The following is a 20947-nucleotide window of genomic DNA, read 5'->3' on the forward strand; positions in this document are numbered from 1 at the left end:
CTTGCGGGGAGGGGCTAGGGGTGGGGGTCGCTCCAAAGGCGATCGCTCGCCATCGAGTGCAAAGACACACTTCGCAACGCGAAGGCTTCCGGCGGCCTACTTCCGCTTCATCGCCTCGGCCAAAGCCGCGCCGAAAGCGCCCTGCTCACCCTTGTCGGACGAAGCCGGCTTACTGAAGGATTTTCCACCGCCGCGCGGCGGCGAGCGATCATCGCGGGACGGCGCTGCAGGTCGCGCCGCGCCGTCGTCATGCTTGCGCATGGTCAGGCCGATGCGCTTGCGCTTGATGTCTACATCGACCACGCGCACCTTGACCACGTCGCCGGCTTTCACGACCTCGTGCGCGTCCTTCACGAAGCGGTCGGCAAGCTGCGACAGGTGCACCAGCCCATCTTGATGCACTCCGATATCAACGAAGGCGCCGAAGGCGGCGACGTTGGTGACGGTGCCTTCCAGAACCATGCCCGGCTTCAAGTCCTTGATGTCGTCGATGCCGTCGGCAAAAGTCGCCGTCTTGAACTCCGGTCTGGGGTCGCGGCCCGGCTTTTCCAGTTCGGCGATGATGTCGCGCACCGTCGGCAGGCCGAAGCGCTCGTCGACGAAGACGCGCGGGTCGAGCGCCTTGAGGGCGGCGCTGTCCCCCATCAGGGTGCGCAAATCCCGTCCGCAGGCCGCCACGATCTTCTTGGCGACGCCATAGGCTTCGGGGTGGACGGCCGAAGCGTCGAGCGGTTCGGCGCCGTTCGGAATGCGCAGGAAGCCGGCGCATTGCTCGAAGGTACGCTGGCCAAGCCGGCTGACCTTCAGCAGATCCTTGCGGCTGGCAAACGGCCCCGTCGCGTCGCGATGGGCGATGATGGCTTCGGCAAGCGAGGAACCAACGCCCGACACGCGCGCCAGCAGGGCGGCGGACGCCGTGTTGAGATCGACGCCGACGGCGTTCACCGCATCCTCGACCACGGCCTCCAGCGAACGGCCGAGACGATACTGGTCGACGTCGTGCTGGTATTGCCCCACGCCGATGGACTTCGGCTCAATCTTGACCAGTTCGGCCAGTGGGTCCTGCAGACGCCGCGCGATCGACACCGCACCGCGCAGCGACACATCGAGATTGGGGAACTCGTTGGCGGCCATTTCAGATGCCGAATAGACAGACGCGCCGGCCTCGCTGACGATCACCTTCAGTGGCTTGGGCGACGGCATGTCCGTCAGCATGTCGGCGACGAGGCGCTCGGTTTCGCGGCTGCCGGTGCCGTTGCCGATGGCGACCAGTTCGACCTTGTGCTTCAAGATCAACCGCGCCAGTTCGGCCTGCGTGCCGCGCACATCGTTGCGCGGCGGGAAGGGATAGACGGTCGTGGTGTCGAGCAGCTTGCCGGTCTGGTCGATGATGGCGACCTTGACGCCGGTGCGGATGCCCGGATCGAGGCCCATCGTGGCGCGCGAGCCGGCGGGTGCGGCGAGCAGCAGATCCTTGAGGTTGCGGGCAAAGACCCTGATCGCTTCCTCCTCGGATTTTTCGCGAAGCTCGCGCATCAAATCGAGCGAGAGCGATAGAGACAATTTCACCCGCCAGGTCCAGCCTGCGACCTCGGCCAGCCACTGGTCGCCCGCCCCTGCCCGTCCGATGCCATAGGCGTCGGCGATCATGCGCTCGACCGGCTTCACCGGCGAGGTGTCATCGGCATCGACCTCGATGTCGAGCGACAGGAAATCCTCGTTGCGGCCGCGCAGCATGGCGAGCGCGCGGTGGCTCGGCACATTCGCCCAGCGCTCGACATGCTCGAAATAGTCGGAAAACTTTGCGCCCGCCTCCTGCTTGCCGTCCACTACTTTCGCACGGAGGAAGGCGCGCTCCTTCATATGATTGCGCAGGCGCCCGAGCAGCTCGGCGTTTTCGGCAAAGCCTTCAGCGATGATATCGCGCGCGCCGTCGAGCGCCGTCTTCACGTCCGGCACTTCGTCGGTGAGATAGGCCGCCGCCAGTTCGGCCGGCACGGCGGCACGGTCGGCGAGGATAGCTTCGGCCAGCGGCGCGAGCCCACGCTCGCGGGCGATCTCGGCGCGGGTGCGGCGCTTGGGCTTGTAGGGGAGATAAATATCCTCAAGCTCGGCCTTGGTGGTGATGGCGGCGATCGCCGTTTCCAGTTCCTCGGTCAGCTTGCCCTGGCTGCGGATCGACTCGATGATCGTGTCGCGGCGCGCATCTAGCTCGCGGACATAGATCAGCCGCTCGGCCAGAAGCCGCAGCTGCGTATCGTCGAGCCCGCCTGTCACCTCCTTGCGGTAGCGCGCGATGAACGGCACGGTCGCGCCCTCGTCGAGCAGGCCGATGGCTGCCGCGACCTGTTCGGCCCGCGCGTTGACTTCCGTGGCGATGATTGCGGCGATGCGCTTGACGTCTGCGGCCATGTCTTTCTCACTGTCGGCAATGGGGCGGCGACCATAGGTCGGTTCGCGGGCGAAAGCCAATCACACAAAAGCACCGTCAAAATGCCGTTCCACAGGAAAGCGCCGCGACATCGTGGTCGCTCGTCGGCAGGTGCCAGCATCTCGGGGCCACGCTATAGCTTAAGCAACGCACCTGTTCTCACGCGATGAAAGCGAGAAAGATCATGCAGAAAGACCGCTTTCTAGTCGGGGCCGGCGGCCTGTGCGGCGTGGCCGGCGTGGCGCTCGCGGCTTCCGCTGCCCATGCCGGCGGCGCGTTCACCGGCACGGTGTCGTCCTTCCTGATAACGCATGCGCCGGTGTTCCTGGCGATCGGCTTGCTTGGCGGCGGGCGCTTCCTGCGCATCAGCGCGATCGTGCTTCTGGTCGGGCTGGTGCTGTTTGCCGGCGATCTTCTGGCGCGCGATTTTCTCGGCGGCCGGTTGTTTCCGTTTGCAGCACCTGCCGGCGGGACGCTGCTGATTGCCGGCTGGGTTCTGATCGCCGCTTCGGCCTTGCTGCCGTCCAGAGCTGAATAGAAGCCTACTCGGCTCGCGCCAATCCGCGTCTGGCGCGGCGCTTCGGCCGCCGCCCGAGAAGCTTTACGCCGACGATTGCCGCCACCGTGCCGCCGACCGTCATGAATATGGCAAGGCCGAGCCAGCCCGTCTCCGACATAGTGCCGATATTGGCCTCCATCAGGCCGTGAACAGCAAGAAAGCCCGGCGCGATCATCACCGGAGCCCAGACGGCGGCTGAAAACATGTTGGCCAGTTGAAACCGCCGGCTGTCCATGCCCATCATCCCGGCGACCACGGGAATGGTGCAGCGGATCGGTCCGAAGAAGCGGCCGAAAAACACCGCCGCAAAACCATAACGGCGAAAGAACAGCCGCGCCCTGGCGATGCCTTCGCGATAGTTGGACAGCGGCCAGCGATAGACGAGACCGGGACCGAAACGGCGGCCCAGAAGGTAGCCGACGAAGTCGCCGGCCACCGCCCCGGTAAAAGCACCGAGCAGGACCGGCAGGGGATCGATCACGCCGGAGGCAATCAGGCCGCCGACCAGCAGCAGGAACGGCGTCGCCGGGATGAGGACGCCGACGATGATGGTCGATTCCCCGAAGGCGACCAGCGCCATGACGACACCGGCCCAGGCCTTATTGGCTTCGATGAAGGTTCCGAGATCGGCCGCCAATTCCTGCACTGTTTCTCCACTCGCCATTCCGCGAGCCAGGATGATCCGCGGTCGCGGCAGACAATCGGGAAGTGCACCCGCCGCGTCAAGGCGCCATAGGACGCACCGCCGTCGCCGACCTACCGTCGAATGCCTATCTGGAGACAGGCATAGTGAAAGGCCTGCGAAAGCGCTGCAAGCTTGACCGCCTGCCAGGAGCGGTAAGCCCGGACGAGTTCAGGGGATACCCAGCAGTCCCCCCTGTTGCTGTTCTTGGCCCAGCCGAGGAGACCGGCTTCCCGCGCCTGCCGAAAGATGCGGGCTACATGGGTTCTGGAAATGCCGTAGCGTTTGGCGAACATGTTGGGCGACACCTTTCCGATCCAGATCGGGGACGTCATCTCCGCAGACGGCATGAGGATGCCGGAGATCAGATCATGCACGACGCTGCTTCCGGAATCGGAGCGGACGATTTTTGCGATACTGGCCGGCGGCTGGCACCAGGCATCGTCGGAAAGCAGAAGCCATGCGAAACGCGGCTGTGCATATTGCAACAACTCAGGATGTTCGCGGAATTGAATATGGCGTTGTCCGTCATCGATGATGTCGAGACCCCTCAGGTGAATATCGAAATAACGCCGGATGAGTTGTTCGGTCATTTCCGTCGTCTGCATCGTCTGCTGTCTTTTGTCCGGGCTCTGCAGGGGAGCGATGAACTGGTAGCGCTTCATCTCCATCAAAAAGGCATGGATCGTGTTCCGGCTCGCAATGCCGTTTGCCGCCAGCGTCCGAACGACATTGCTATGAGAAACGGGCGGAGATTCCGGGTTGAGCTGATGCTCATAATGCATGGCGACCACAACCTGGCTGAGAAGCCATCGTTGCAGATCCGCGACATAGCGAACCTCGCGAGGCAGAGCCAGATGGGTTTCAAGAAGCCACTGTGCGGCCAAAGCAAGACCATCCGGGAGCCGATCCATCGCGACAAGACACTCGGCAGAGTAGAAAAGCGGAGATTCGGCGGGCGTCTGGAGAGGCGCGAGCATTTGAAAATCTCTGGGTCGTTTCGACTAAGTGCTTAATCCCTCATACATATCAGGCTAGTTGAATGAAACTCCTGCGCGGTAACATTTTTGGGATGCAATCTTTGGTCGAGTGGCCAGGTACGAGCGCATGGCGACGGGTCGATCTGAAATCCACCACACCGGGATGGCCGCGCGCACCGCGATCAAACTTGACTTATCAACACAAGTTTTCGTAGTACTCGCCCGCTGCTCAGCCTTCGGGCCGACCGCCTCCCATTTTGCCAAGATGAAAGCCTGCCGGATGCGCAACGAACCGACCTTCAAGGCTACAGCTCGCGTCCTCCTGACGGCGCCGGACGACGTCATGAAAAGGCTTTGCGACCACATGGCCGAGCATGGCGACGTCTCCTTGAGCGACCGCAAGGCGCGCATCGACACGTTCTACGGCTCCGCCGCACTCGAAGCGCATGACGACGCGCTGACGCTTCATGCCGAGGGCGACGACGAGGTCAACTTCGCCTATGTGAAGCTGTCGCTGGCCGAGCACCTGCTGGAATTCGCACCGGGCGAAAATCCCAGCATCATATGGTCCGGCGACAGCTTTGCCGGTACGCCCCTGCCCTATTTCCGCGAAATGCGCGTCGTCGGCGCGCGCAGCCTCACCCCGCATATGCGCCGCGTGACGCTTGCCGGCGAAAATCTCGCCCGTTTCGAGACCGGCGGCCTGCATATTCGTTTGCTGTTTCCGCCCAAGGGCGTCGAGACGCCGCAATGGCCGGTAACCGGCGAGGACGGCCGCCCGAGCTGGCCGAAAGGCATGGAGCGTCCGCTGGCGCGCGTTTACACAATCCGCTCTATCGATGCAGCGAAGGGCGAAGTCGAGATCGACATGGTTCTTCATGAAGGCGCGGACACGCCCGGCGCGACCTTTGCCGCCAACGCCGTTGCCGGCGACATCGTCGGCATGACGGGTCCGGGCGGTGGCTGGATCGAGGAAGCCGACTGGCATCTGCTTGCCGGCGACGAGACCGCACTTCCGGCAATAGGCCGCATCCTCGAGCAGTTGCCGGAGACGGCCAGGGTCACCGCGCTGATCGAAATCGCCGACGCGACGGAAGAACAGCCATTGCCCACATCCGCGAAGCTCGACCTGCGCTGGCTGCACCGCAACGGTGCGGAAGCGGGCACGACCACGCTGCTGGAAGACGCCATCCGCTCCCTGAAATGGCCGGCCGCCGAGGACGGCAAGCGCGCCTTCGCCTGGGTCGGCTGCGAACACAAGGCCTTCCGCGCCATCCGCAAATATCTGCGCACCGAGCGCAAGCTTGCCCGGGAAGATCACCTCGTCGTGGCCTATTGGCGGCGCGGTTTCGATGGTGACAATGCGAGGAATGAAGAATAAGGCCTGTCCGGCCGCTTTACGGACGCAGCCACATTCCAGCCAATCCGGACTGCCGAAACCGCATCATGCTTCGCCGATTTTTCTCCTACTACAAGCCCTATAAGGGGCTGTTCATCCTCGACTTCTGCTGCGCGGTGCTTTCGGGCCTGCTGGAACTCGGCTTTCCGATGGCGGTGAAGCTCTTCGTCGACGAGCTTCTGCCATCGCAGGAATGGACGTGGATCATCGCCGCCTCGGCGGCACTACTGGCGATCTATTTCGTCAACACCGGCCTGATGGCGGTGGTGGTCTATTGGGGCCACATGCTCGGTATCAACATCGAAACGGAGATGCGCCGCAAGAGCTTCGACCATCTGCAAAAGCTCTCCTTCCGCTTCTACGACAACCACAAGACCGGCCATCTGGTCGCCCGCGTCACCAAGGATCTGGAAGAGATCGGCGAGGTCGCCCATCACGGGCCGGAAGACCTGTTCATCGCCATCATGACCTTCTTCGGCGCTTTCGCGCTGATGTTCACCGTCAATGCGAAGCTTGCGCTGATCACGGCGGCGATTGTGCCGGTGGTCGCCTGGGTGACGAGCCGCTACGGCGCCCGCATGACGCGCAACTGGCAGGCGCTTTACGGCCGCGTCGGCGATTTCAACGTCCGCATCGAGGAGAATGTCGGCGGCATGCGCGTCGTCCAGGCCTTCGCCAACGAGGACCATGAGCGCAGCCTGTTTGCGCGCGACAATGCCAACTACCGCCGCACCAAGCTCGACGCCTACAAGATCATGGCAGCCTCGACCTCGCTCAGCTACATGAGCATGCGGCTGATCCAGCTCGTCGTCATGATCGCCGGCAGCTATCTGGTGCTGACCGGCGAACTCAGCAATGGCGGCTTCGTCGGCTTCCTGCTCCTGGTCAACGTGTTCTTCCGCCCGATCGACAAGATCAACTCGGTGATCGAGACCTATCCGAAGGGCATCGCCGGCTTCCAGCGCTACACCGCCTTGCTCGACACCGAGCCCGACATTGCCGACGCACCGGACGCCATCGTCGCACCCCAACTGACGGGCGAGATACGCTATCAGGGCGTCACCTTCGGCTACACCGGCGAGCGGCCCATTCTGAAGGGCATCGACCTGACGATCGAGGCCGGCAAGACCGTCGCCTTCGTCGGCCCTTCCGGTGCGGGCAAGACCACCATCTGTTCGCTGCTGCCGCGCTTTTATGAGGTCGATGGCGGGATGATCACCATCGACGGCATCGACATACGCTCGATGACGCTGGCGTCCCTTCGCGGCCAGATCGGCATCGTCCAGCAGGACGTGTTCCTGTTCGGCGGTACTATCCGCGAGAACATCGCCTATGGCCGCCTCGATGCCAGCGAAAGCGATATCATCGAAGCGGCGCGGCGCGCGCGCCTCGGCGAGATGATCGATGCCATGCCGCTGGGCTTCGACACGATCATCGGCGAACGCGGCGTAAAGCTTTCCGGCGGCCAGAAGCAGCGGCTGGCGATTGCCCGCATGTTCCTGAAGAACCCGCCGATCCTGATCCTCGACGAGGCGACGTCGGCGCTCGACACCCAGACCGAACGCGAAATCCAGCAATCGCTGTCGGAGCTTTCGCAAGGGCGCACGACGCTGGTTATCGCACACCGGCTGGCGACCATCCGCAATGCCGACCGCATCGTCGTGGTCGACGATACCGGCATTGCAGAACAAGGCGCCCATGAGGAGCTGGTGGCAAAGCGCGGCCTCTATAGCCGCCTGCACAAGGCCCAGCACGGAAACTGAGCCTTCAGCAAGCAGGGTTTTCCAACGCTGTTTGCGTAAAGTTCTCATAAATATGACTGGTTTTATCCAGAATTTTCTTGTCGTCTGGGGCAAGGCGCATTAGAGCATGGGCCGAAAGGTGATACGCGGCATCAGGATTTGATCCATCGTCGGCACAGACGTTTCAAATCCTCCCTACGCAGCTAAGCACCGCAGGAACAAAACCCTGATCGACAGGAAAAGCTTGTGTTGAGACGTCTGATTTTTGCCGCCGCCATCCTCTCCTCCGCGGCCGTGTGCCTGCCCGCTGCCGGCCTCGCCCAGCAGGAACCGGTCAATCCAGCACCATCGGCCCAGCCGGCAACGCCAGCGCCCGCAACCGAGCCAGCGGCACAGGCACCCTCCATGCAGGCCACTCCTCCGGCCACCTCGCCCGCAGCACCAAGTGCAACTCCGGATGCCTCTGTGCAGCCACAGGCAGCGCCGGCGGGCCAGCCTTCCGCTAACGCGCCGACGGAAACTCCCGGCGCTCCGATCGTTGCCGCACCGGCGGCGGAACCGTCGGCAGTTGAACTGAACCTGCCGCATGACCTTTCGCCCTGGGGCATGTTCATGGCGGCCGATATCGTGGTCAAGGCGGTGATGATCGGCCTGGCTTTCGCCTCGCTCATCACCTGGACCGTGTGGCTGGCAAAGTCGCTGGAACTGGCAGGCGCCGTCATGCGCGCGCGCCGTGCTGTCGCCACCATCGTCGGCGCCCGCAGCCTGGCTGACGCGAGCCGCCAGATGAACGGTCGCGGCGGCGCCGGCGCGCTGCTCTTGCGCGCTGCCGAGCAGGAAGTGGAAATGTCATCCGCAGCCATCGACCACGCCAAGGGCGACGGGCTGAAAGAGCGCGTCTCCTCGCGCCTGTCGCGGATCGAGGCGCAGGCCGGCCGGCGCATGTCGCGCGGCACCGGCGTGCTCGCCACCATCGGCTCGACGGCGCCCTTCGTTGGGCTGTTCGGCACCGTCTGGGGCATCATGAACGCCTTCATCGGCATCAGTGAATCGCAGACCACCAACCTCGCCGTCGTCGCGCCCGGCATTGCCGAAGCGCTGCTCGCGACCGCGCTCGGGCTGGTCGCCGCTATCCCGGCGGTCGTCATCTACAACGTCTTTGCCCGCTCGATCACCGGCTACCGGCAGGTGCTGGCCGACGCGTCGGCGGGTGTCGAACGGCTGGTCAGCCGCGATCTCGATTTCCGCCATGTGCCTGTACGGGCCGCGGCGTAGGAAAGGCTGAGACCATGGCCGGAAAAATCCGCGAGAGTTTTGGCGACGATCTCGAGGAAAACCACGAGATCAACGTCACGCCCTTCATCGATGTGATGCTCGTCCTCCTGATCATCTTCATGGTGGCCGCACCGCTTGCCACCGTCGACATCAATGTCGACCTGCCCGGCTCGACGGCAACGCCTGTGCCCCGCCCGGAGGAACCGCTGTTCCTGACGCTGAAGGACGATCTCAGCCTCGCCGTCGGCAATGAAATCGTAGCGCGCCCCGTCTTCGGGCCGACGCTCGACCGGTTGACGAAGGGCGACAAGGAAACCCGCATCTTCCTGCGCGCCGACAAGGTCGTCGGCTATGGCGAGCTGATGGAGGTGATGAACCTCCTGCGCAACAGCGGCTACCTCAAGATCGCTTTGGTCGGCCTGGAGACGCTGCCGGCCGGCGAGGCACCGGCGGCAGCACAATGACGGCGCGGGCCGACACGCATATCGCCTTTCCGGCGCTGCCCAGCCTGCGCGAAGTCAGCCTGTGGGCCGCAGCCGGGCTGGTGGTGCTGACCACCCACGCCTCCGTGGCCTATTATCTGTCGACCCGACCGCCGGAGCTCAGCGCCGAAGCGGCCGAGCCGGCAATGATGATCGAGCTTGCGCCGCTGCCTATGGCTGTTCCGGAAGAAGTCGAGCCGGAGAATTTGGTCGCGGAAGCGCCCAACCAGACGATCGAACCGGTTGACGAGCAGCAGGAGGAAATGGCCGAAACGCCGGTCGAAGAGCCTGTCCAGCCCGATGAGGTGGAGCCCATTGAAACGCCTGAGCCGGAAACGGTAACCGAGGCCGAACCTGTTGAGGAAATCGAGCCGGAGGTCGTAGAGGCGATTACCCCGGAAGTGGCGATCCCCTTGCCGCAGCCTCGCCCTGTGGTCCGCGAAGAACCAAAGAAGCCGGTCGAGAAGAAAAAGGAAGTGGTCAAGAAGGACAAGCCCACGCCGAAGAGACAGGCCGACGTCGCCGAGAAGGAGACCAAGCCCGCCGAAAGACGCGTGGTGCAGAAACAGGCCTCCACGGCCCCAAGCGTCAGTCCGGCGAAATGGTCGTCGAAGGTTCAAGCATGGGTCGCTAGGTGCGCGCGTAGAAGCTCTACCAAGGAAAGCGGCACCGTGTGGCTGACGTTCAGGATCGACGTCAACGGCAACGTCAATTCGGCCAGGATTGCTCGATCGTCGGGTAGTAGCGAACTCGATCAGGCTACAGTCGACCTTGTAGGGCGCTGTTCTGGAGCTCCTGTCCCGCCCGAACCGTCTTTCGCGAAAAAACCGTTTTCGCTCCCGGTGCAATTCAAGACCAGATAGGCCGCTTGCGGCCCTCTACGCCGTTTACTGGAATGCGTGAGACTTTCATGTCGGCCGCAGCCGGCACTAACTCGTTCTCAAGCCGCCTTCGGCAAATCCTGCTCGACGATCGCCAGGTTGCGGCCGCGGTTCTTCGCCTCATAGAGGCGGCGGTCGGCCACGCGCATCAGTTCCGAGACATTGGCATTGGCCGGAAAGAGCGTTCCGCCGATGCTGACGGTCAGCGGAATCGTCCGCTCGTCGACGGGACGGAAACGCGTAAGCTCTACCTCGCGCCGGATCCGCTCCGCGACACAGGCAGCCTCCTTGTCGCTGGCCCCGATCAGGAAGGCGCCGAATTCCTCGCCGCCGATGCGGCCTACAATATCGCCCGAACGCACGCCACGCGTGATCGCCGCGGCGATTTCCATCAGCGCGTCGTCTCCCGTGAGATGGCCGAAGCTGTCATTGATCTTCTTGAAATGGTCGGCATCGATGATCAGCAGCGCGCCCCGGTCGGACTGGCGCCGCGTGGCGTCGAGCGTGGCAAAGAAGCTTTCGCGGTTGAGCATGCCGGTCATGTCGTCGCGGCTTGCCTTTTCCTCGAGACGCCGATGCGCGGCGGCAAGCTGGGCGTGGGTTCTTGCAAGTTCGCGGTGCGCCAGCTTGAGACGATCGCTCTGCCAGAAGGTGTAGGCGCTGGCCGGCCAGGCCGTCGCCAGCGGGCACAGGATGCACATCATCCAGGCATTTCCGTCGATCACGCCGCCCAGAGCGGGAACGACTGCAAGCACGATGAGGACGGAAGCAATGGCGGCGGAGACGGCAACAATTGCTGATCTGAGAATTAGGCTCTTCATCGCGTTCCCCCGGTGACGGGCCTCGTTTGGCAGGAAGCGTTGAAGGTCTCGTTTCAGGCTTGGATAAAATTTGAACTATTGCGCAATGGGATCTTCCTGGCTCACAAATTTTTGTCCCGAGCCCCGGCACAATCGGGCGGAACCGTGCCATAAGGCCATTCATGACACAGTCTCCCGAGCCCGCTTTCTTTGCCCATGTCACCGATTGGGTGTTCGACCTCGACAACACGCTCTATCCGCATCACACCAACCTGTTTTCGCAGATCGACGTGAAGATGACCGCCTATGTGTCGGAGCTGCTGCAATTGCCGCGCGAAGAGGCTCGCAAGCTGCAGAAGGAGCTCTATCTCGAATATGGCACGACGCTTAAGGGCCTGATGGAACGCCACCAGATCGATTCCGACGACTTTCTCAACAAGGTCCACGACATCGATTATTCCTGGCTGAAGCCGGACCCGGCACTTGGCGAAGCGATCAAGGCGCTGCCCGGCCGCAAGTTCATCTTCACCAATGGCGATCGCGGCCATGCCGAACGCACGGCGCGCGAACTCGGCATACTCGACCATTTCGATGACATATTCGACATCGTCGCAGCCGGCCTGACGCCCAAGCCCGCGCCGGAAACCTATGACCGGTTTCTGGCGCTGCACCACATCGCCGGGCCGAACGCGGTGATGTTCGAAGACCTCGCCCGCAACCTGATCGTGCCCAAGGCGCTGGGCATGAAGACCGTGCTGATCGTGCCCAACAATTTCGAGCCGACTTTCTCCGAAATCTGGGAGCGCGACCCGGCCTTCGACGATTCGGTCGATTTCGTCACCGACGATCTCGCCGCCTTCCTGTGGACGATCGTCAATCCGGGGCAACCCTGATTCAGCCATATTGGCCCTGTTTCTGAGCGTCAGAACGGGGACGAATCGAATGGCTCGATCGCTGCATTTCACTTGAAGCGCTTCACATCGCTGGAATCCCGCATCGACGCCGGCGCCCATGCCGTGCTCGACCGGCTGCCGGCCAGCGGCCTTTACGGCGGGCTGGTCGAGTTTCTCGTCTTTGGATTGAAGCAGGCCTGGGCCTGCCTGTTCGGCGGCGCGATGCTGGCGCTGATCATCGCAACGAAGCTGTACTGGCCCGACGGTGTTGCGCTCGCACGTTACGATTTCCTGTTTCTGGCAGCGCTTGCGATCCAGCTTTCGATGTTGGTCTTCAGGCTCGAGACGGTCGCCGAAGCCAAGGTCATCCTGATCTTCCACATCGTCGGCACGCTGATGGAAATCTTCAAGACCTCGGCCGGCTCATGGATCTATCCGGAGGAAAGCTTCTTCCGGCTCGGCGGCGTGCCGCTGTTTTCCGGCTTCATGTATGCCGCTGTCGGCTCCTATCTGGCGCGCGTCTCGCGCATTTTCGACATGCGCTACAGCAACTACCCGCCACTATGGGCAACCGCGCTGCTGGCCGCGGCGATCTACGCCAATTTCTTCGCCCATCATTTCATCGTCGACATGCGATATGCGCTGTTTGCCATCACTGCGCTGCTCTATCTGCGCACGACGGTGCATTACCGCGTCTTCCGCTTCCGCCATCGCATGCCGCTGCTGCTCGGCTTCCTGCTGGTGGCGCTGTTCATCTGGTTCGCCGAAAATATCGGCACCTGGTCGCGCGCCTGGATTTATCCCGGCCAGCATGAGGCTTGGACGCCTGTGTCCATCCAGAAGCTCGGCGCCTGGTATCTCCTGATGATCATCTCGTTCGTGCTGGTGACGCTGGTTCACAGGCCACAACGTTACGACGTATCGGCGACCGCCCTGAAACCAGCGGCCGCCGAGTAGCGCGCAAAGTTAGTGGTCGGAGTGGTCTCCACCGCCGGATGCGGCCTTGACCGGCAGCGTCACCTCGACCTTGCCGGCCTTCTCGAATTCCAGCGTGACGGGAACCGAAGCGCCTTCCTTGAAGGGCTCCTTGACGGCCATGAACATCAGATGCTCGCCGCCCTGCTTCAGCTCAACGCTGCTGCCTGCCGGAATCTCCAGCCCGCCCTCGACCGGGCGCATCACCATGACATTGTCATTCATCGACATGGTGTGGATTTCGACCTTACCGGCAGCCGGCGAGGAAGCGCCGATGAGCTTGTCGGCGGCAGCACCCTTGTTGACGACTGTCAGATAGGCGCCGCCGGTCGGCTGGCCGGGCAGCATGGCGCGCGCCCATGCGCCGTCGATCTCCAGATCGCCGGCCTTGACGGGAGCCGCCATATCATGACCGGCATGGCCGCCATGCCCGCTCTCCGCGGCCAGGATGGTCACAGACGGAGCCGGATGTTCGAGCGAATGCGGGTCCTGCCCCTCGGCCGGCTCCTGGTCCCAGGTCACCTGGCCCTTGTCGCAGGTCTGCTTGGCCTTGAAGAACAGCGTCTGCCCTTCCTCGACGCCGGCCAGCGTGCCGCTGACGACGAACTCGTCGTAATACTCATCCGGCAGGAAACCGCCGCTCCAGGTCACGGATTTGACGCCGGATTTCACCTCCTGGCCGTGAAGCTTGTAGGTCTTGGCGAAATCACCCTTCTCGGTGGCGAGCGTCCAGTTCGCCTTCGGCATGGGCTTGGCGTCTATAAAACCTTCCGGGATGTCGATGCGCACGGTGGTGGTGGCCTGCCCGTCGCAGCCATGCGGGATTTTCAGCACGGCCTTGTAGGAACCGGGCGCGGCCTCGCTCTTTTCGAGCGACGCATGAGCGTGGGCGGTGATGATCGAAGCGGCCGTCAGCGCGCAGGCTGCGGCAAATGGCAAGATAAGTCGGCGCATTGGGTTTTCCTCTCGCGTCCAAAAACAGTTTCTCCCGCATTCTGCGGAAGCAGGCTTGTTTCAGGGGAGGATGGATGGCGGCGCGCGGATTGCCGGCGGCGGCTCATTCAGCCGGTCCGGCGGAATTTTCGCTTCGACCGAAGCAAACAACTGGCCGCGATTTTCGACCAGCGCCGGAAACGCCGCCTCAAAGGACGGCTCGATCTTGAGCGGTGCGGCCATGCCGGCGCATGGCCCGCCGATGCAGGTCGGGCAGTCGTCGGCAGCACCAGGCGGCGGCAACTGCTTGCCGTCGGGCGTCGCCGCCTGCATTCCGAAGGTGGTGCAGATGATCCAGGCGTTAGCGGTATTGGCAGCCCTCGCCTCGGCGAGCGGCTGGAACACATGCGCGATCAGCACCAGCGTCGCGGCAAGCGCAAACAGCCGGCGGTCGCGCCGAAGCGCGGCAAACCATCCCGTCGATGCTTGCTTCAATCCCATGACGAAAATCTCTAGCCGAACGGGCAGGCGCTTTCCAGCGTTTCGCGATGCGGCATCGCCGCGCGGCCAGTTTCGGGAGGCTGCGCTTGGCTGAAATTGCCCTCTTGCCGGGTAGGTATTAGCGTTTGAACTACCCCCACCCCTAACCCCTCCCCACAAGGGGGAGGGGAACTTTGCTGGATGCTCGCCCAGCCCAATCTTCAACGTTTCTGGTGGCAAAGGCGATGAAATCGTCCCCCTCCCCCTTGTGGGGAGGGGTTAGGGGTGGGGGTGGCTCCGGTCAGTCCCCTCAGACCGACAACGCCCCTACAGCTTGTAAAACTCGGCGATAATCTCCCACGCCTCGTCGGCGGTATCAACGAAGTCGATGATGTCCTGGTCGCCGGGCGAGATCGTGCCCTGCTCGGCGAGGTAATCGAGATCGATGGCGCGCGACCAGAACTCCTTGCCGAACAGGATGATCGGCACACGCTCCATGCGGCCGGTCTGGATCAGCGTCAGCGTCTCGAAGAATTCGTCCATGGTGCCGAAGCCGCCGGGGAACACCGCCACTGCCTTGGCGCGCATGACGAAATGCATCTTGCGGATGGCAAAATAGTGGAAGTTGAAGCACAGCTCCGGCGTGACGTAGATGTTGGGCGCCTGCTCATGCGGCAGCACGATGTTGAGGCCGATCGACGGTGCGCCGACGTCGGCCGCGCCACGGTTGCCGGCTTCCATGACGCCCGGCCCGCCGCCGGTCACCACGACATATTCGCGGTAATGGGATGCCTCCGAATGGCGCGAACATATCTGCGCGAATTTGCGCGCTTCATCGTAATATTTGCTGTTCTTTTCGAGATTCTTCTTCTGCGTCTCGTCCTTGGCAGCCCAGGCCTCGCCGCCCGGCTCGGGAATGCGCGCGCCGCCAAACAGGATCACCGTCGAGCGGATGCCGCGTTCGGCCAGGATCATTTCCGGCTTGAGCAGTTCGAGCTGCAGGCGCACGGCGCGAAGCTCGCGGCGCGTCATGAACTCCTCGTCGTTCCAGGCAAGACGATAGGTCGCGGCGCGCGTCTGCGGCGTATCGGGAACCGCCTTTGACCGCTCCAGATCCTCGTCTGAATGCGGAAGCGGTGTCCATCCCGCCTTTTCCATAGGATTCATATGCTTTTTCCGTCCAATTCCTGCTTAAGGAGCGACCCCCGCGACAATGCGATGATTGACCCTTTGTAAGCCCTGACATAGGGTCCGCGCGACCTTAAAAACAGTCTAACGGCCTGCGCCTTAACAGCACGTATCACGGAGCCTTTCATGCCGAAAACCGACCTTGCCAGCCTCGAAGCGACAATCGAAAAGGCGTTCGAGGAACGCGAGGCGATCACCACCGCCACGCGCGGCGAAGTGCGCGAGGCGATCGAGAGCGCACTGGATCTTCTCGACCGGGGTGCTGCCCGTGTTGCCGAGCGTCAGGATGACGGCGCATGGAAAGTCAATCAATGGCTGAAAAAGGCGGTGCTTTTATCCTTCCGCCTTAATCCGATGGAGGTCGTCAAGGGCGGCCCGGCCGATTCGGTCTGGTGGGACAAGGTTCCGTCGAAGTTCTCCGGCTGGGGCGCGATCGATTTCGAGAAGGCCGGCTTCCGCGCCGTGCCCAACTGCGTCGTTCGCCGCTCGGCCTATATCGCGCCGAACGCCATCCTGATGCCGTCCTTCGTCAATCTCGGCGCCTATGTCGATTCCGGCACCATGGTCGACACCTGGGCCTCGGTCGGTTCCTGCGCGCAGATCGGCAAGAACGTGCATCTTTCGGGCGGCGTCGGCATCGGCGGTGTGCTGGAACCCATGCAGGCAGGCCCGACGATCATCGAGGACAACTGTTTCATCGGCGCGCGCTCCGAGGTCGTCGAAGGCTGCATCGTGCGCGAAGGCTCGGTGCTCGGCATGGGCGTCTTCATCGGCAAGTCGACCAAGATCGTCGACCGCGCCACCGGCGAGATCACTTATGGCGAAGTGCCGGCCAATTCCGTCGTCGTCGCCGGCTCGCTGCCGGGCAAGCCGTTCCCGAACGGAGAGCCGGGACCGGGCCTCTACTGCGCCGTCATCGTCAAGCGCGTCGACGCCCAGACCCGTTCCAAAACCTCGATCAACGAGCTGTTGCGCGATTGAGCGGGGTATAAGGGTGGGCCGCCAGCAGTTTCTCTGGGTCTTCTTCGGCTTTTCCGGCCGAATCAGCCGGCAGGCCTTCGCGCTTGCCGGGCTGCTTCTCTATGTGATCAGGCTCTATCCGGTCTATCGCATGGTCGCGGCGGAGGGGGACGAAGCGGTGATAAGCCACTGGGCCAGCGTGTTCGTTGCGATGTTCGCCGTGCTGATCGTTTCCCATATGGCGCTCGCCGTGAAGCGGCTGCATGATATCGATCGATCCGGCTGGTGGAGCCTGCTCTTCCCCATCGGAGACATCATCGCCTTCATTCTCCTTTGCATTCCGCCGGGAACCGCTGGAGCAAACCGCTATGGACAACGCACCGACTCGGCGAATTAGAGCCAATCTGCATTCATCCATCGGGCACAGCGCATGACTGGCTACCGCACGCTCGATCCGGCCAAGATCATCGCCACGGCAGAGGCGCTGGAACTGCGTGTCGCCGAGCGTTTCCCGGATTCGGGGCTGCGAAAAGTCGCCGCCGAACTCGTTTCGCTGTCGCGTGACCTGACCGCTACCGCCAAGGCGCTCGAAGCGCCGATCTGGTGGCTGCGGGCGCTGATCGGCCTTGCCATCCTCGCCGGCGGCTCGGTCTTCCTGTTCGTCGGAACCTTCCTGTCCTTCGACCGCATCTCGACCGGCGCATTCGATTTCGTGCAAGGCATCGAGGCGTCGCTCAACACGCTCATTCTCGCAGCCCTCGGCTTCCTGGCGCTCGTGCGCGCGGAGGAGCGTATCAAGCGCAAGCGCGTCTTTCGTGCCCTGCATGGCCTGCGCTCGCTGATCCATGTCATCGACATGCACCAGTTGACCAAGGACCCGGTCGTGTTGTCGGCCAATTTCAAGCCGACGGCAAACTCGCCGGCGCGCATCACCAACAAGGCCGATCTCGCCCGCTATCTCGACTACTGCTCGGAAATGCTGTCGATCACCGGCAAGCTGGCAGCACTGTTTGCGCAGTCGGTCAATGACGACGTGGTTGTAGATGCCGTCAACGACATCGAGGGGCTGGGCTCGAACCTGTCGCGAAAAATCTGGCAGAAGATCACGATGATCGAGGAAACGGGCAGGACAAAAGCCGGCTAATCAGCAGGCTTTCAGGTCGTCGATTAGCCCTGCGAGCTCTCCAAGGTGCTCCAGCCGCCGGAACCGCGGCGCATCGGTCGGCTCGTCGACATGTTCCAGTACCCAGGTCAGGTCGTGCGGGACATAAACGCCCCAGCTTCCGGCCTCGATCGCCGGAACGACATCGGATTTCAGCGAATTGCCGATCATCATCGCACGGTCCGGCCCGTCGCCATGGCGGCTGAAAATGCGCTCATAGGTCGAGGCGGTCTTGTCGCTGACGATCTCGACGGCATCGAACAATTCGCCAAGCCCCGACTGCGCCAGCTTGCGCTCCTGATCGAACAGATCGCCCTTGGTGATCAGGATCAGGCGATAGGTTCCCGCCAGTTCCTCCAGCGTCTCGCGCACATTGGGCAAGGTCTCGACCGGATGGCTCAGCATGTCCCGGCCGGCGGCCAGGATCTCGCGGATGACGCTGGCCGGCACCCGGCCCTCGCTGATCTCCACGGCCGTTTCGATCATCGACAGCGTAAAGCCCTTTATGCCGAAACCGTAGAGGGCGAGGTTGCGCTTTTCCGCCTCGAGAAGCCTTGCATGGATGTCATGCCCCTCGGCATGCTCGGCCAGAAGCGAAGCGAAATGCTGCTCGGTCGTGCGAAAGAACTGTTCGTTCTGCCACAGAGTGTCGTCGGCATCGAAACCGATTGTGGTCAGCGGTTGTTTGGATGGCAGAATCGTCATCGGCGCAACATATGTTTGCCGTCGCCCCGGCGCCAGTGGCAGTCGCCATGCAACGCCCTGCAGCCGGCATGAAGGCGCAAAGCCCTACCCGCCGGAAACGACTTCCGGCGACAGCCCCGGCGAGCCGGCCTTTTTTGCTTCCGCGTCGCGAATGAGATCGGCCACCCGCGCATTGACCGGCGCAGGCGTTCCGGTGTTGCGCGCCAGCGCCAGCACCTTGCCTTGCAGGTGATCGATCTCGGTCGGCCGTCCTCGCGTCAGGTCTTCCCACATGGAGGAGCGCGCGGTCGGGTCTATCGCCAGCATCCGCCGCGCCAGCCGCAGGAACAGCCAGTTCGGCAGCCGCAGCAGCCTGGGCATCAGCGCCGGGGGCGGGCCGGCGATGCGCCCCGGCTTTATGCCGGCGGCGCGCATCGCCGCGAGGCCCTCCTCCATCTGCGCCGCCAGCAGCAACCGCCAGCGCCGGTCGGCAAGCAAGGCCGCGACCGGAAGATCCGATAAAGCGACGAGCGCGTTGATCAGGTTCAGCAGCAGCTTGCCCCATTGCACGGCCTTGATGTCGTCATGCCCGGCGACGGCGAAGCCTTCGACATTCAGCAAGTCGGCCAGGCCGGCAGCACCCGGCTCGATCAGCACCGTTCCGGAGGTTGCGCGGTGAAAGCGGATGGGCCTTTCGTTCTCGTCCGACTGGACCACGTTGAAAGGCACCATGCCGGCCAGTACCTTGTGTCCCGTGAGCAAGCTTCGCAGCCTGCCGGCATTGTCGACGCCGTTCTGCAGGCTCACCACCACCGCCGTTTCGGGCGCATGGGCCGCGATCAACCCGGCCATCTCGTCGGTCGCCCCGCTTTTCACCGTCACCAGCACGACATCGGCGCCGGCCAGCGCCGCCTTCGGATCGGCCGTGACACTAAAACCATCGGCCGCGAGAAGCCTGTCCAGCCCGTCGAGATCGGTGACGCGCAGGCCACCGTCCTGTATTGCCGAAACGATTCGCGATCGCGCCAGCAGCGTGACCTTGCGCCCACTTAACGCCAGACAGGCGCCGGCATGGCAACCAATGCTGCCGGCACCGGCAATGACGATGGAAGCACGCTTTGAGGCCATCGAAAAATCCCCGTTGAGCCAAAGACTATACGGCGCGAAAACCATAATGTCGGCACTTGTCTGCGCCCGGCACTCGGACGGTGACAGCCCCGGAACTTTCGACTATCCCTCTCGTCATGATGCTGCCAAAGAATCCCGCTGAAAACCTTGCCGCCTTGATCCGCTGTCCGTCAGTGACGCCCGCTGAGGGCGGTGCGCTGAGTGCGCTCGAAACCATGCTGAAGCCGCTCGGCTTTACGGTCGAGCGGCCGACATTTTCCGAGGACGGCACGCCCGACATCGAAAACCTCTACGCCCGGCTTTCCGGCAATGGCCCGCATCTGATGTTTGCCGGCCATACCGACGTCGTGCCAGTCGGCGACGAGGCCGCCTGGATGCATCCACCGTTCTCCGCCGATATCCACAATGGCGAGATGTATGGGCGCGGCGCGGTCGACATGAAGGGCGGCATAGCCTGCTTCGTTGCAGCCCTTGCCCGCCATGTCGAGAAGCACGGCAATCCCAAGGGCTCGGTGTCGCTGCTGATCACCGGCGACGAGGAAGGTCCGGCGATCAACGGCACGATCAAGCTACTCGACTGGGCCGCCGGCAAGGGCGAGCAGTGGGACGCGGCGATCGTCGGTGAGCCGACCAACCCCGACAAGCTCGGCGACATGATCAAGATCGGCCGGCGCGGCTCGATCTCCGGCATCGTCACCGTGAATGGACGCCAGGGCCATGTCGCCTATCCGCATCTTGCCGACAATCCGGTGCGCGGGCTGATGACGCTGGTCGATGCGCTGACCAATCCGGCCTTCGACAAAGGCACCAAGGATTTCCAGCCGACCAATCTCGAAATAACCTCGATCGACGTCGGCAACCCCGCCGCCAATGTCATTGCAGCGAAGGCCACGGCGGCGTTCAACATCCGTTTCAACGACACATGGACGGCCGAGACGCTGCAGGCCGAAATCCACAACCGGCTCGATGTCGCCAGCGGCCGCAAGAAATACCGCAAGGGGCGCAAGGAGCCGATCGAGTTCGACATCACCTGGCGCGACCGGCCAAGCCACGTCTTCCTGACGCGCGACGACAAGCTGATCGAAACGCTGAGCGGTTCGGTTCATGCCGTGACCGGAGCCAAGCCGACGCTTTCCGCGTCCGGCGGAACCTCCGATGCGCGCTTCATCAAGGATTACTGCCCGGTCGTCGAGTTCGGCCTTGTCGGCAAGACCATGCATATGGTGGACGAGCGCGTACCGCTTGCCGATCTCGAAACCCTGACCGAGATATATGGCAGGTTCATTCAAGACTGGTTCGAACGGGGCTGACGC

At 63.1% G+C, this 20947-nt stretch carries 22 protein-coding genes; 13 read left to right on the forward strand and 9 right to left on the reverse strand.

From position 1 onward, the window contains the following. Positions 1–96: 96 nt before the first annotated feature. Complete coding sequence (locus tag G6N74_RS28865) at positions 97–2412, reverse strand: Tex family protein (RefSeq protein WP_165121447.1); 2316 nt, start codon at positions 2410–2412, stop codon at positions 97–99. A 203-nt stretch (positions 2413–2615) separates the two neighbouring features. Between G6N74_RS28865 and G6N74_RS28870 the strand changes: the two genes are divergently transcribed. Continuing rightward, positions 2616–2969 (forward strand): DUF423 domain-containing protein, encoded by a 354-nt coding sequence (locus G6N74_RS28870; RefSeq protein WP_165121448.1) that lies wholly within the window; start codon positions 2616–2618, stop codon positions 2967–2969. A 4-nt stretch (positions 2970–2973) separates the two neighbouring features. Here the strand turns inward: G6N74_RS28870 and G6N74_RS28875 are convergent, their stop codons facing one another. Together G6N74_RS28875 and G6N74_RS28880 are read right to left on the reverse strand one after the other, a co-directional pair. Beyond that, on the reverse strand, positions 2974–3636 hold the full coding sequence (locus G6N74_RS28875) for a DedA family protein (protein ID WP_165121449.1): 663 nt from the start codon (positions 3634–3636) through the stop codon (positions 2974–2976). Positions 3637–3746: 110 nt separating this feature from the next. Next, entirely contained in the window at positions 3747–4049 is a 303-nt protein-coding gene (locus G6N74_RS28880) for a helix-turn-helix domain-containing protein (RefSeq protein WP_165121450.1), read from the reverse strand. On the opposite strand from G6N74_RS28880, the gene G6N74_RS28885 reads away from it, so the two are divergent. From G6N74_RS28885 to G6N74_RS28910, 6 genes are all read left to right on the forward strand, one after another. After that, positions 4044–4688, forward strand: coding sequence for a hypothetical protein (locus G6N74_RS28885; protein WP_165121451.1), 645 nt, complete (start codon positions 4044–4046; stop codon positions 4686–4688). The two genes, G6N74_RS28880 and G6N74_RS28885, sit on opposite strands and share 6 nt — an antisense overlap. A 244-nt stretch (positions 4689–4932) precedes the next feature. After that, entirely contained in the window at positions 4933–6033 is a 1101-nt protein-coding gene (locus tag G6N74_RS28890) for a siderophore-interacting protein (RefSeq protein WP_165121452.1), read from the forward strand. Positions 6034–6098: 65 nt separating this feature from the next. After that, the gene (locus G6N74_RS28895; RefSeq protein WP_165121453.1) at positions 6099–7814 is read left to right on the forward strand and encodes an ABC transporter ATP-binding protein; all 1716 of its coding nucleotides are present in this window, start codon (positions 6099–6101) and stop codon (positions 7812–7814) included. A 225-nt stretch (positions 7815–8039) separates the two neighbouring features. Beyond that, on the forward strand, positions 8040–9068 hold the full coding sequence (exbB, locus tag G6N74_RS28900; protein WP_376767767.1) for a tonB-system energizer ExbB: 1029 nt from the start codon (positions 8040–8042) through the stop codon (positions 9066–9068). A 14-nt stretch (positions 9069–9082) separates the two neighbouring features. Beyond that, a complete protein-coding gene (gene exbD / locus G6N74_RS28905; RefSeq protein WP_165121455.1) occupies positions 9083–9532 on the forward strand; it encodes a TonB system transport protein ExbD in 450 nt (149 codons plus the stop codon). Further along, positions 9529–10413, forward strand: a complete 885-nt coding sequence (locus G6N74_RS28910; protein ID WP_165121456.1) for an energy transducer TonB family protein — start codon at positions 9529–9531, stop codon at positions 10411–10413. Before exbD ends, G6N74_RS28910 begins: the two co-directional genes overlap by 4 nt. 77 nt (positions 10414–10490) lie before the next feature. On the opposite strand, the gene G6N74_RS28915 is transcribed toward G6N74_RS28910, so the two are convergent. Next, positions 10491–11252: a GGDEF domain-containing protein gene (locus tag G6N74_RS28915; protein WP_165121457.1), complete on the reverse strand. Its 762-nt coding sequence runs from the start codon at positions 11250–11252 to the stop codon at positions 10491–10493. 161 nt (positions 11253–11413) lie between these two features. Here G6N74_RS28915 and G6N74_RS28920 point away from each other — a divergent pair, with 161 nt between their 5' ends. Together G6N74_RS28920 and G6N74_RS28925 are read left to right on the forward strand one after the other, a co-directional pair. Beyond that, the gene (locus tag G6N74_RS28920) at positions 11414–12124 is read left to right on the forward strand and encodes a pyrimidine 5'-nucleotidase (protein ID WP_165121458.1); all 711 of its coding nucleotides are present in this window, start codon (positions 11414–11416) and stop codon (positions 12122–12124) included. Between the two features lie 72 nt (positions 12125–12196). Continuing rightward, on the forward strand, positions 12197–13081 hold the full coding sequence (locus tag G6N74_RS28925) for a DUF817 domain-containing protein (protein WP_165121459.1): 885 nt from the start codon (positions 12197–12199) through the stop codon (positions 13079–13081). Positions 13082–13090: 9 nt separating this feature from the next. Here the strand turns inward: G6N74_RS28925 and G6N74_RS28930 are convergent, their stop codons facing one another. The 3 genes from G6N74_RS28930 to G6N74_RS28940 all read right to left on the reverse strand — a co-directional run bounded on the left by G6N74_RS28930 (position 13091) and on the right by G6N74_RS28940 (position 15679). Beyond that, positions 13091–14053, reverse strand: coding sequence for a DUF1775 domain-containing protein (locus G6N74_RS28930; protein WP_165121460.1), 963 nt, complete (start codon positions 14051–14053; stop codon positions 13091–13093). 60 nt (positions 14054–14113) lie between these two features. After that, positions 14114–14533: a hypothetical protein gene (locus tag G6N74_RS28935; RefSeq protein WP_165121461.1), complete on the reverse strand. Its 420-nt coding sequence runs from the start codon at positions 14531–14533 to the stop codon at positions 14114–14116. 306 nt (positions 14534–14839) lie between these two features. Beyond that, the gene (locus G6N74_RS28940; protein ID WP_205826912.1) at positions 14840–15679 is read right to left on the reverse strand and encodes an LOG family protein; all 840 of its coding nucleotides are present in this window, start codon (positions 15677–15679) and stop codon (positions 14840–14842) included. A 147-nt stretch (positions 15680–15826) separates the two neighbouring features. Here G6N74_RS28940 and dapD point away from each other — a divergent pair, with 147 nt between their 5' ends. From dapD to G6N74_RS28955, 3 genes are read left to right on the forward strand one after another with little or no spacing between them, the layout of a single operon-like run. Further along, a complete protein-coding gene (gene dapD, locus G6N74_RS28945; RefSeq protein ID WP_165121462.1) occupies positions 15827–16681 on the forward strand; it encodes a 2,3,4,5-tetrahydropyridine-2,6-dicarboxylate N-succinyltransferase in 855 nt (284 codons plus the stop codon). Between the two features lie 13 nt (positions 16682–16694). After that, positions 16695–17057 (forward strand): DUF805 domain-containing protein, encoded by a 363-nt coding sequence (locus G6N74_RS28950; RefSeq protein WP_165121463.1) that lies wholly within the window; start codon positions 16695–16697, stop codon positions 17055–17057. A 33-nt stretch (positions 17058–17090) separates the two neighbouring features. Then, positions 17091–17804: a hypothetical protein gene (locus G6N74_RS28955; RefSeq protein WP_165121464.1), complete on the forward strand. Its 714-nt coding sequence runs from the start codon at positions 17091–17093 to the stop codon at positions 17802–17804. On the opposite strand, the gene G6N74_RS28960 is transcribed toward G6N74_RS28955, so the two are convergent. Together G6N74_RS28960 and G6N74_RS28965 are read right to left on the reverse strand one after the other, a co-directional pair. Then, positions 17805–18527, reverse strand: a complete 723-nt coding sequence (locus G6N74_RS28960) for an HAD family hydrolase (protein WP_165121465.1) — start codon at positions 18525–18527, stop codon at positions 17805–17807. It lies immediately after the preceding gene. Positions 18528–18611: 84 nt separating this feature from the next. Next, on the reverse strand, positions 18612–19634 hold the full coding sequence (locus tag G6N74_RS28965) for a 2-dehydropantoate 2-reductase (RefSeq protein WP_165121466.1): 1023 nt from the start codon (positions 19632–19634) through the stop codon (positions 18612–18614). 116 nt (positions 19635–19750) lie between these two features. Here G6N74_RS28965 and dapE point away from each other — a divergent pair, with 116 nt between their 5' ends. Then, positions 19751–20944 (forward strand): succinyl-diaminopimelate desuccinylase, encoded by a 1194-nt coding sequence (gene dapE / locus G6N74_RS28970; protein WP_165121467.1) that lies wholly within the window; start codon positions 19751–19753, stop codon positions 20942–20944. Positions 20945–20947 lie beyond the last annotated feature (3 nt).

This window comes from Mesorhizobium zhangyense, assembly GCF_011045115.1.
In the GTDB taxonomy this organism is placed as follows: domain Bacteria; phylum Pseudomonadota; class Alphaproteobacteria; order Rhizobiales; family Rhizobiaceae; genus Mesorhizobium_M; species Mesorhizobium_M zhangyense.

Excerpts from the sequence above, each read along its gene's own strand:
- G6N74_RS28865 (WP_165121447.1), bottom strand. The coding sequence starts at position 2,412 with ATGGCCGCAGACGTCAAGCGCATCGCCGCAATCATCGCCACGGAAGTC.
- G6N74_RS28870 (WP_165121448.1), top strand. The coding sequence starts at position 2,616 with ATGCAGAAAGACCGCTTTCTAGTCGGGGCCGGCGGCCTGTGCGGCGTG.
- G6N74_RS28885 (WP_165121451.1), top strand. The coding sequence starts at position 4,044 with ATGCACGACGCTGCTTCCGGAATCGGAGCGGACGATTTTTGCGATACT.
- G6N74_RS28890 (WP_165121452.1), top strand. The coding sequence starts at position 4,933 with ATGCGCAACGAACCGACCTTCAAGGCTACAGCTCGCGTCCTCCTGACG.
- G6N74_RS28895 (WP_165121453.1), top strand. The coding sequence starts at position 6,099 with ATGCTTCGCCGATTTTTCTCCTACTACAAGCCCTATAAGGGGCTGTTC.
- exbD (WP_165121455.1), top strand. The coding sequence starts at position 9,083 with ATGGCCGGAAAAATCCGCGAGAGTTTTGGCGACGATCTCGAGGAAAAC.
- G6N74_RS28910 (WP_165121456.1), top strand. The coding sequence starts at position 9,529 with ATGACGGCGCGGGCCGACACGCATATCGCCTTTCCGGCGCTGCCCAGC.
- G6N74_RS28915 (WP_165121457.1), bottom strand. The coding sequence starts at position 11,252 with ATGAAGAGCCTAATTCTCAGATCAGCAATTGTTGCCGTCTCCGCCGCC.
- G6N74_RS28920 (WP_165121458.1), top strand. The coding sequence starts at position 11,414 with ATGACACAGTCTCCCGAGCCCGCTTTCTTTGCCCATGTCACCGATTGG.
- G6N74_RS28930 (WP_165121460.1), bottom strand. The coding sequence starts at position 14,053 with ATGCGCCGACTTATCTTGCCATTTGCCGCAGCCTGCGCGCTGACGGCC.
- G6N74_RS28935 (WP_165121461.1), bottom strand. The coding sequence starts at position 14,533 with ATGGGATTGAAGCAAGCATCGACGGGATGGTTTGCCGCGCTTCGGCGC.
- G6N74_RS28940 (WP_205826912.1), bottom strand. The coding sequence starts at position 15,679 with ATGAATCCTATGGAAAAGGCGGGATGGACACCGCTTCCGCATTCAGAC.
- dapD (WP_165121462.1), top strand. The coding sequence starts at position 15,827 with ATGCCGAAAACCGACCTTGCCAGCCTCGAAGCGACAATCGAAAAGGCG.
- G6N74_RS28955 (WP_165121464.1), top strand. The coding sequence starts at position 17,091 with ATGACTGGCTACCGCACGCTCGATCCGGCCAAGATCATCGCCACGGCA.
- G6N74_RS28960 (WP_165121465.1), bottom strand. The coding sequence starts at position 18,527 with ATGACGATTCTGCCATCCAAACAACCGCTGACCACAATCGGTTTCGAT.
- G6N74_RS28965 (WP_165121466.1), bottom strand. The coding sequence starts at position 19,634 with ATGGCCTCAAAGCGTGCTTCCATCGTCATTGCCGGTGCCGGCAGCATT.
- dapE (WP_165121467.1), top strand. The coding sequence starts at position 19,751 with ATGATGCTGCCAAAGAATCCCGCTGAAAACCTTGCCGCCTTGATCCGC.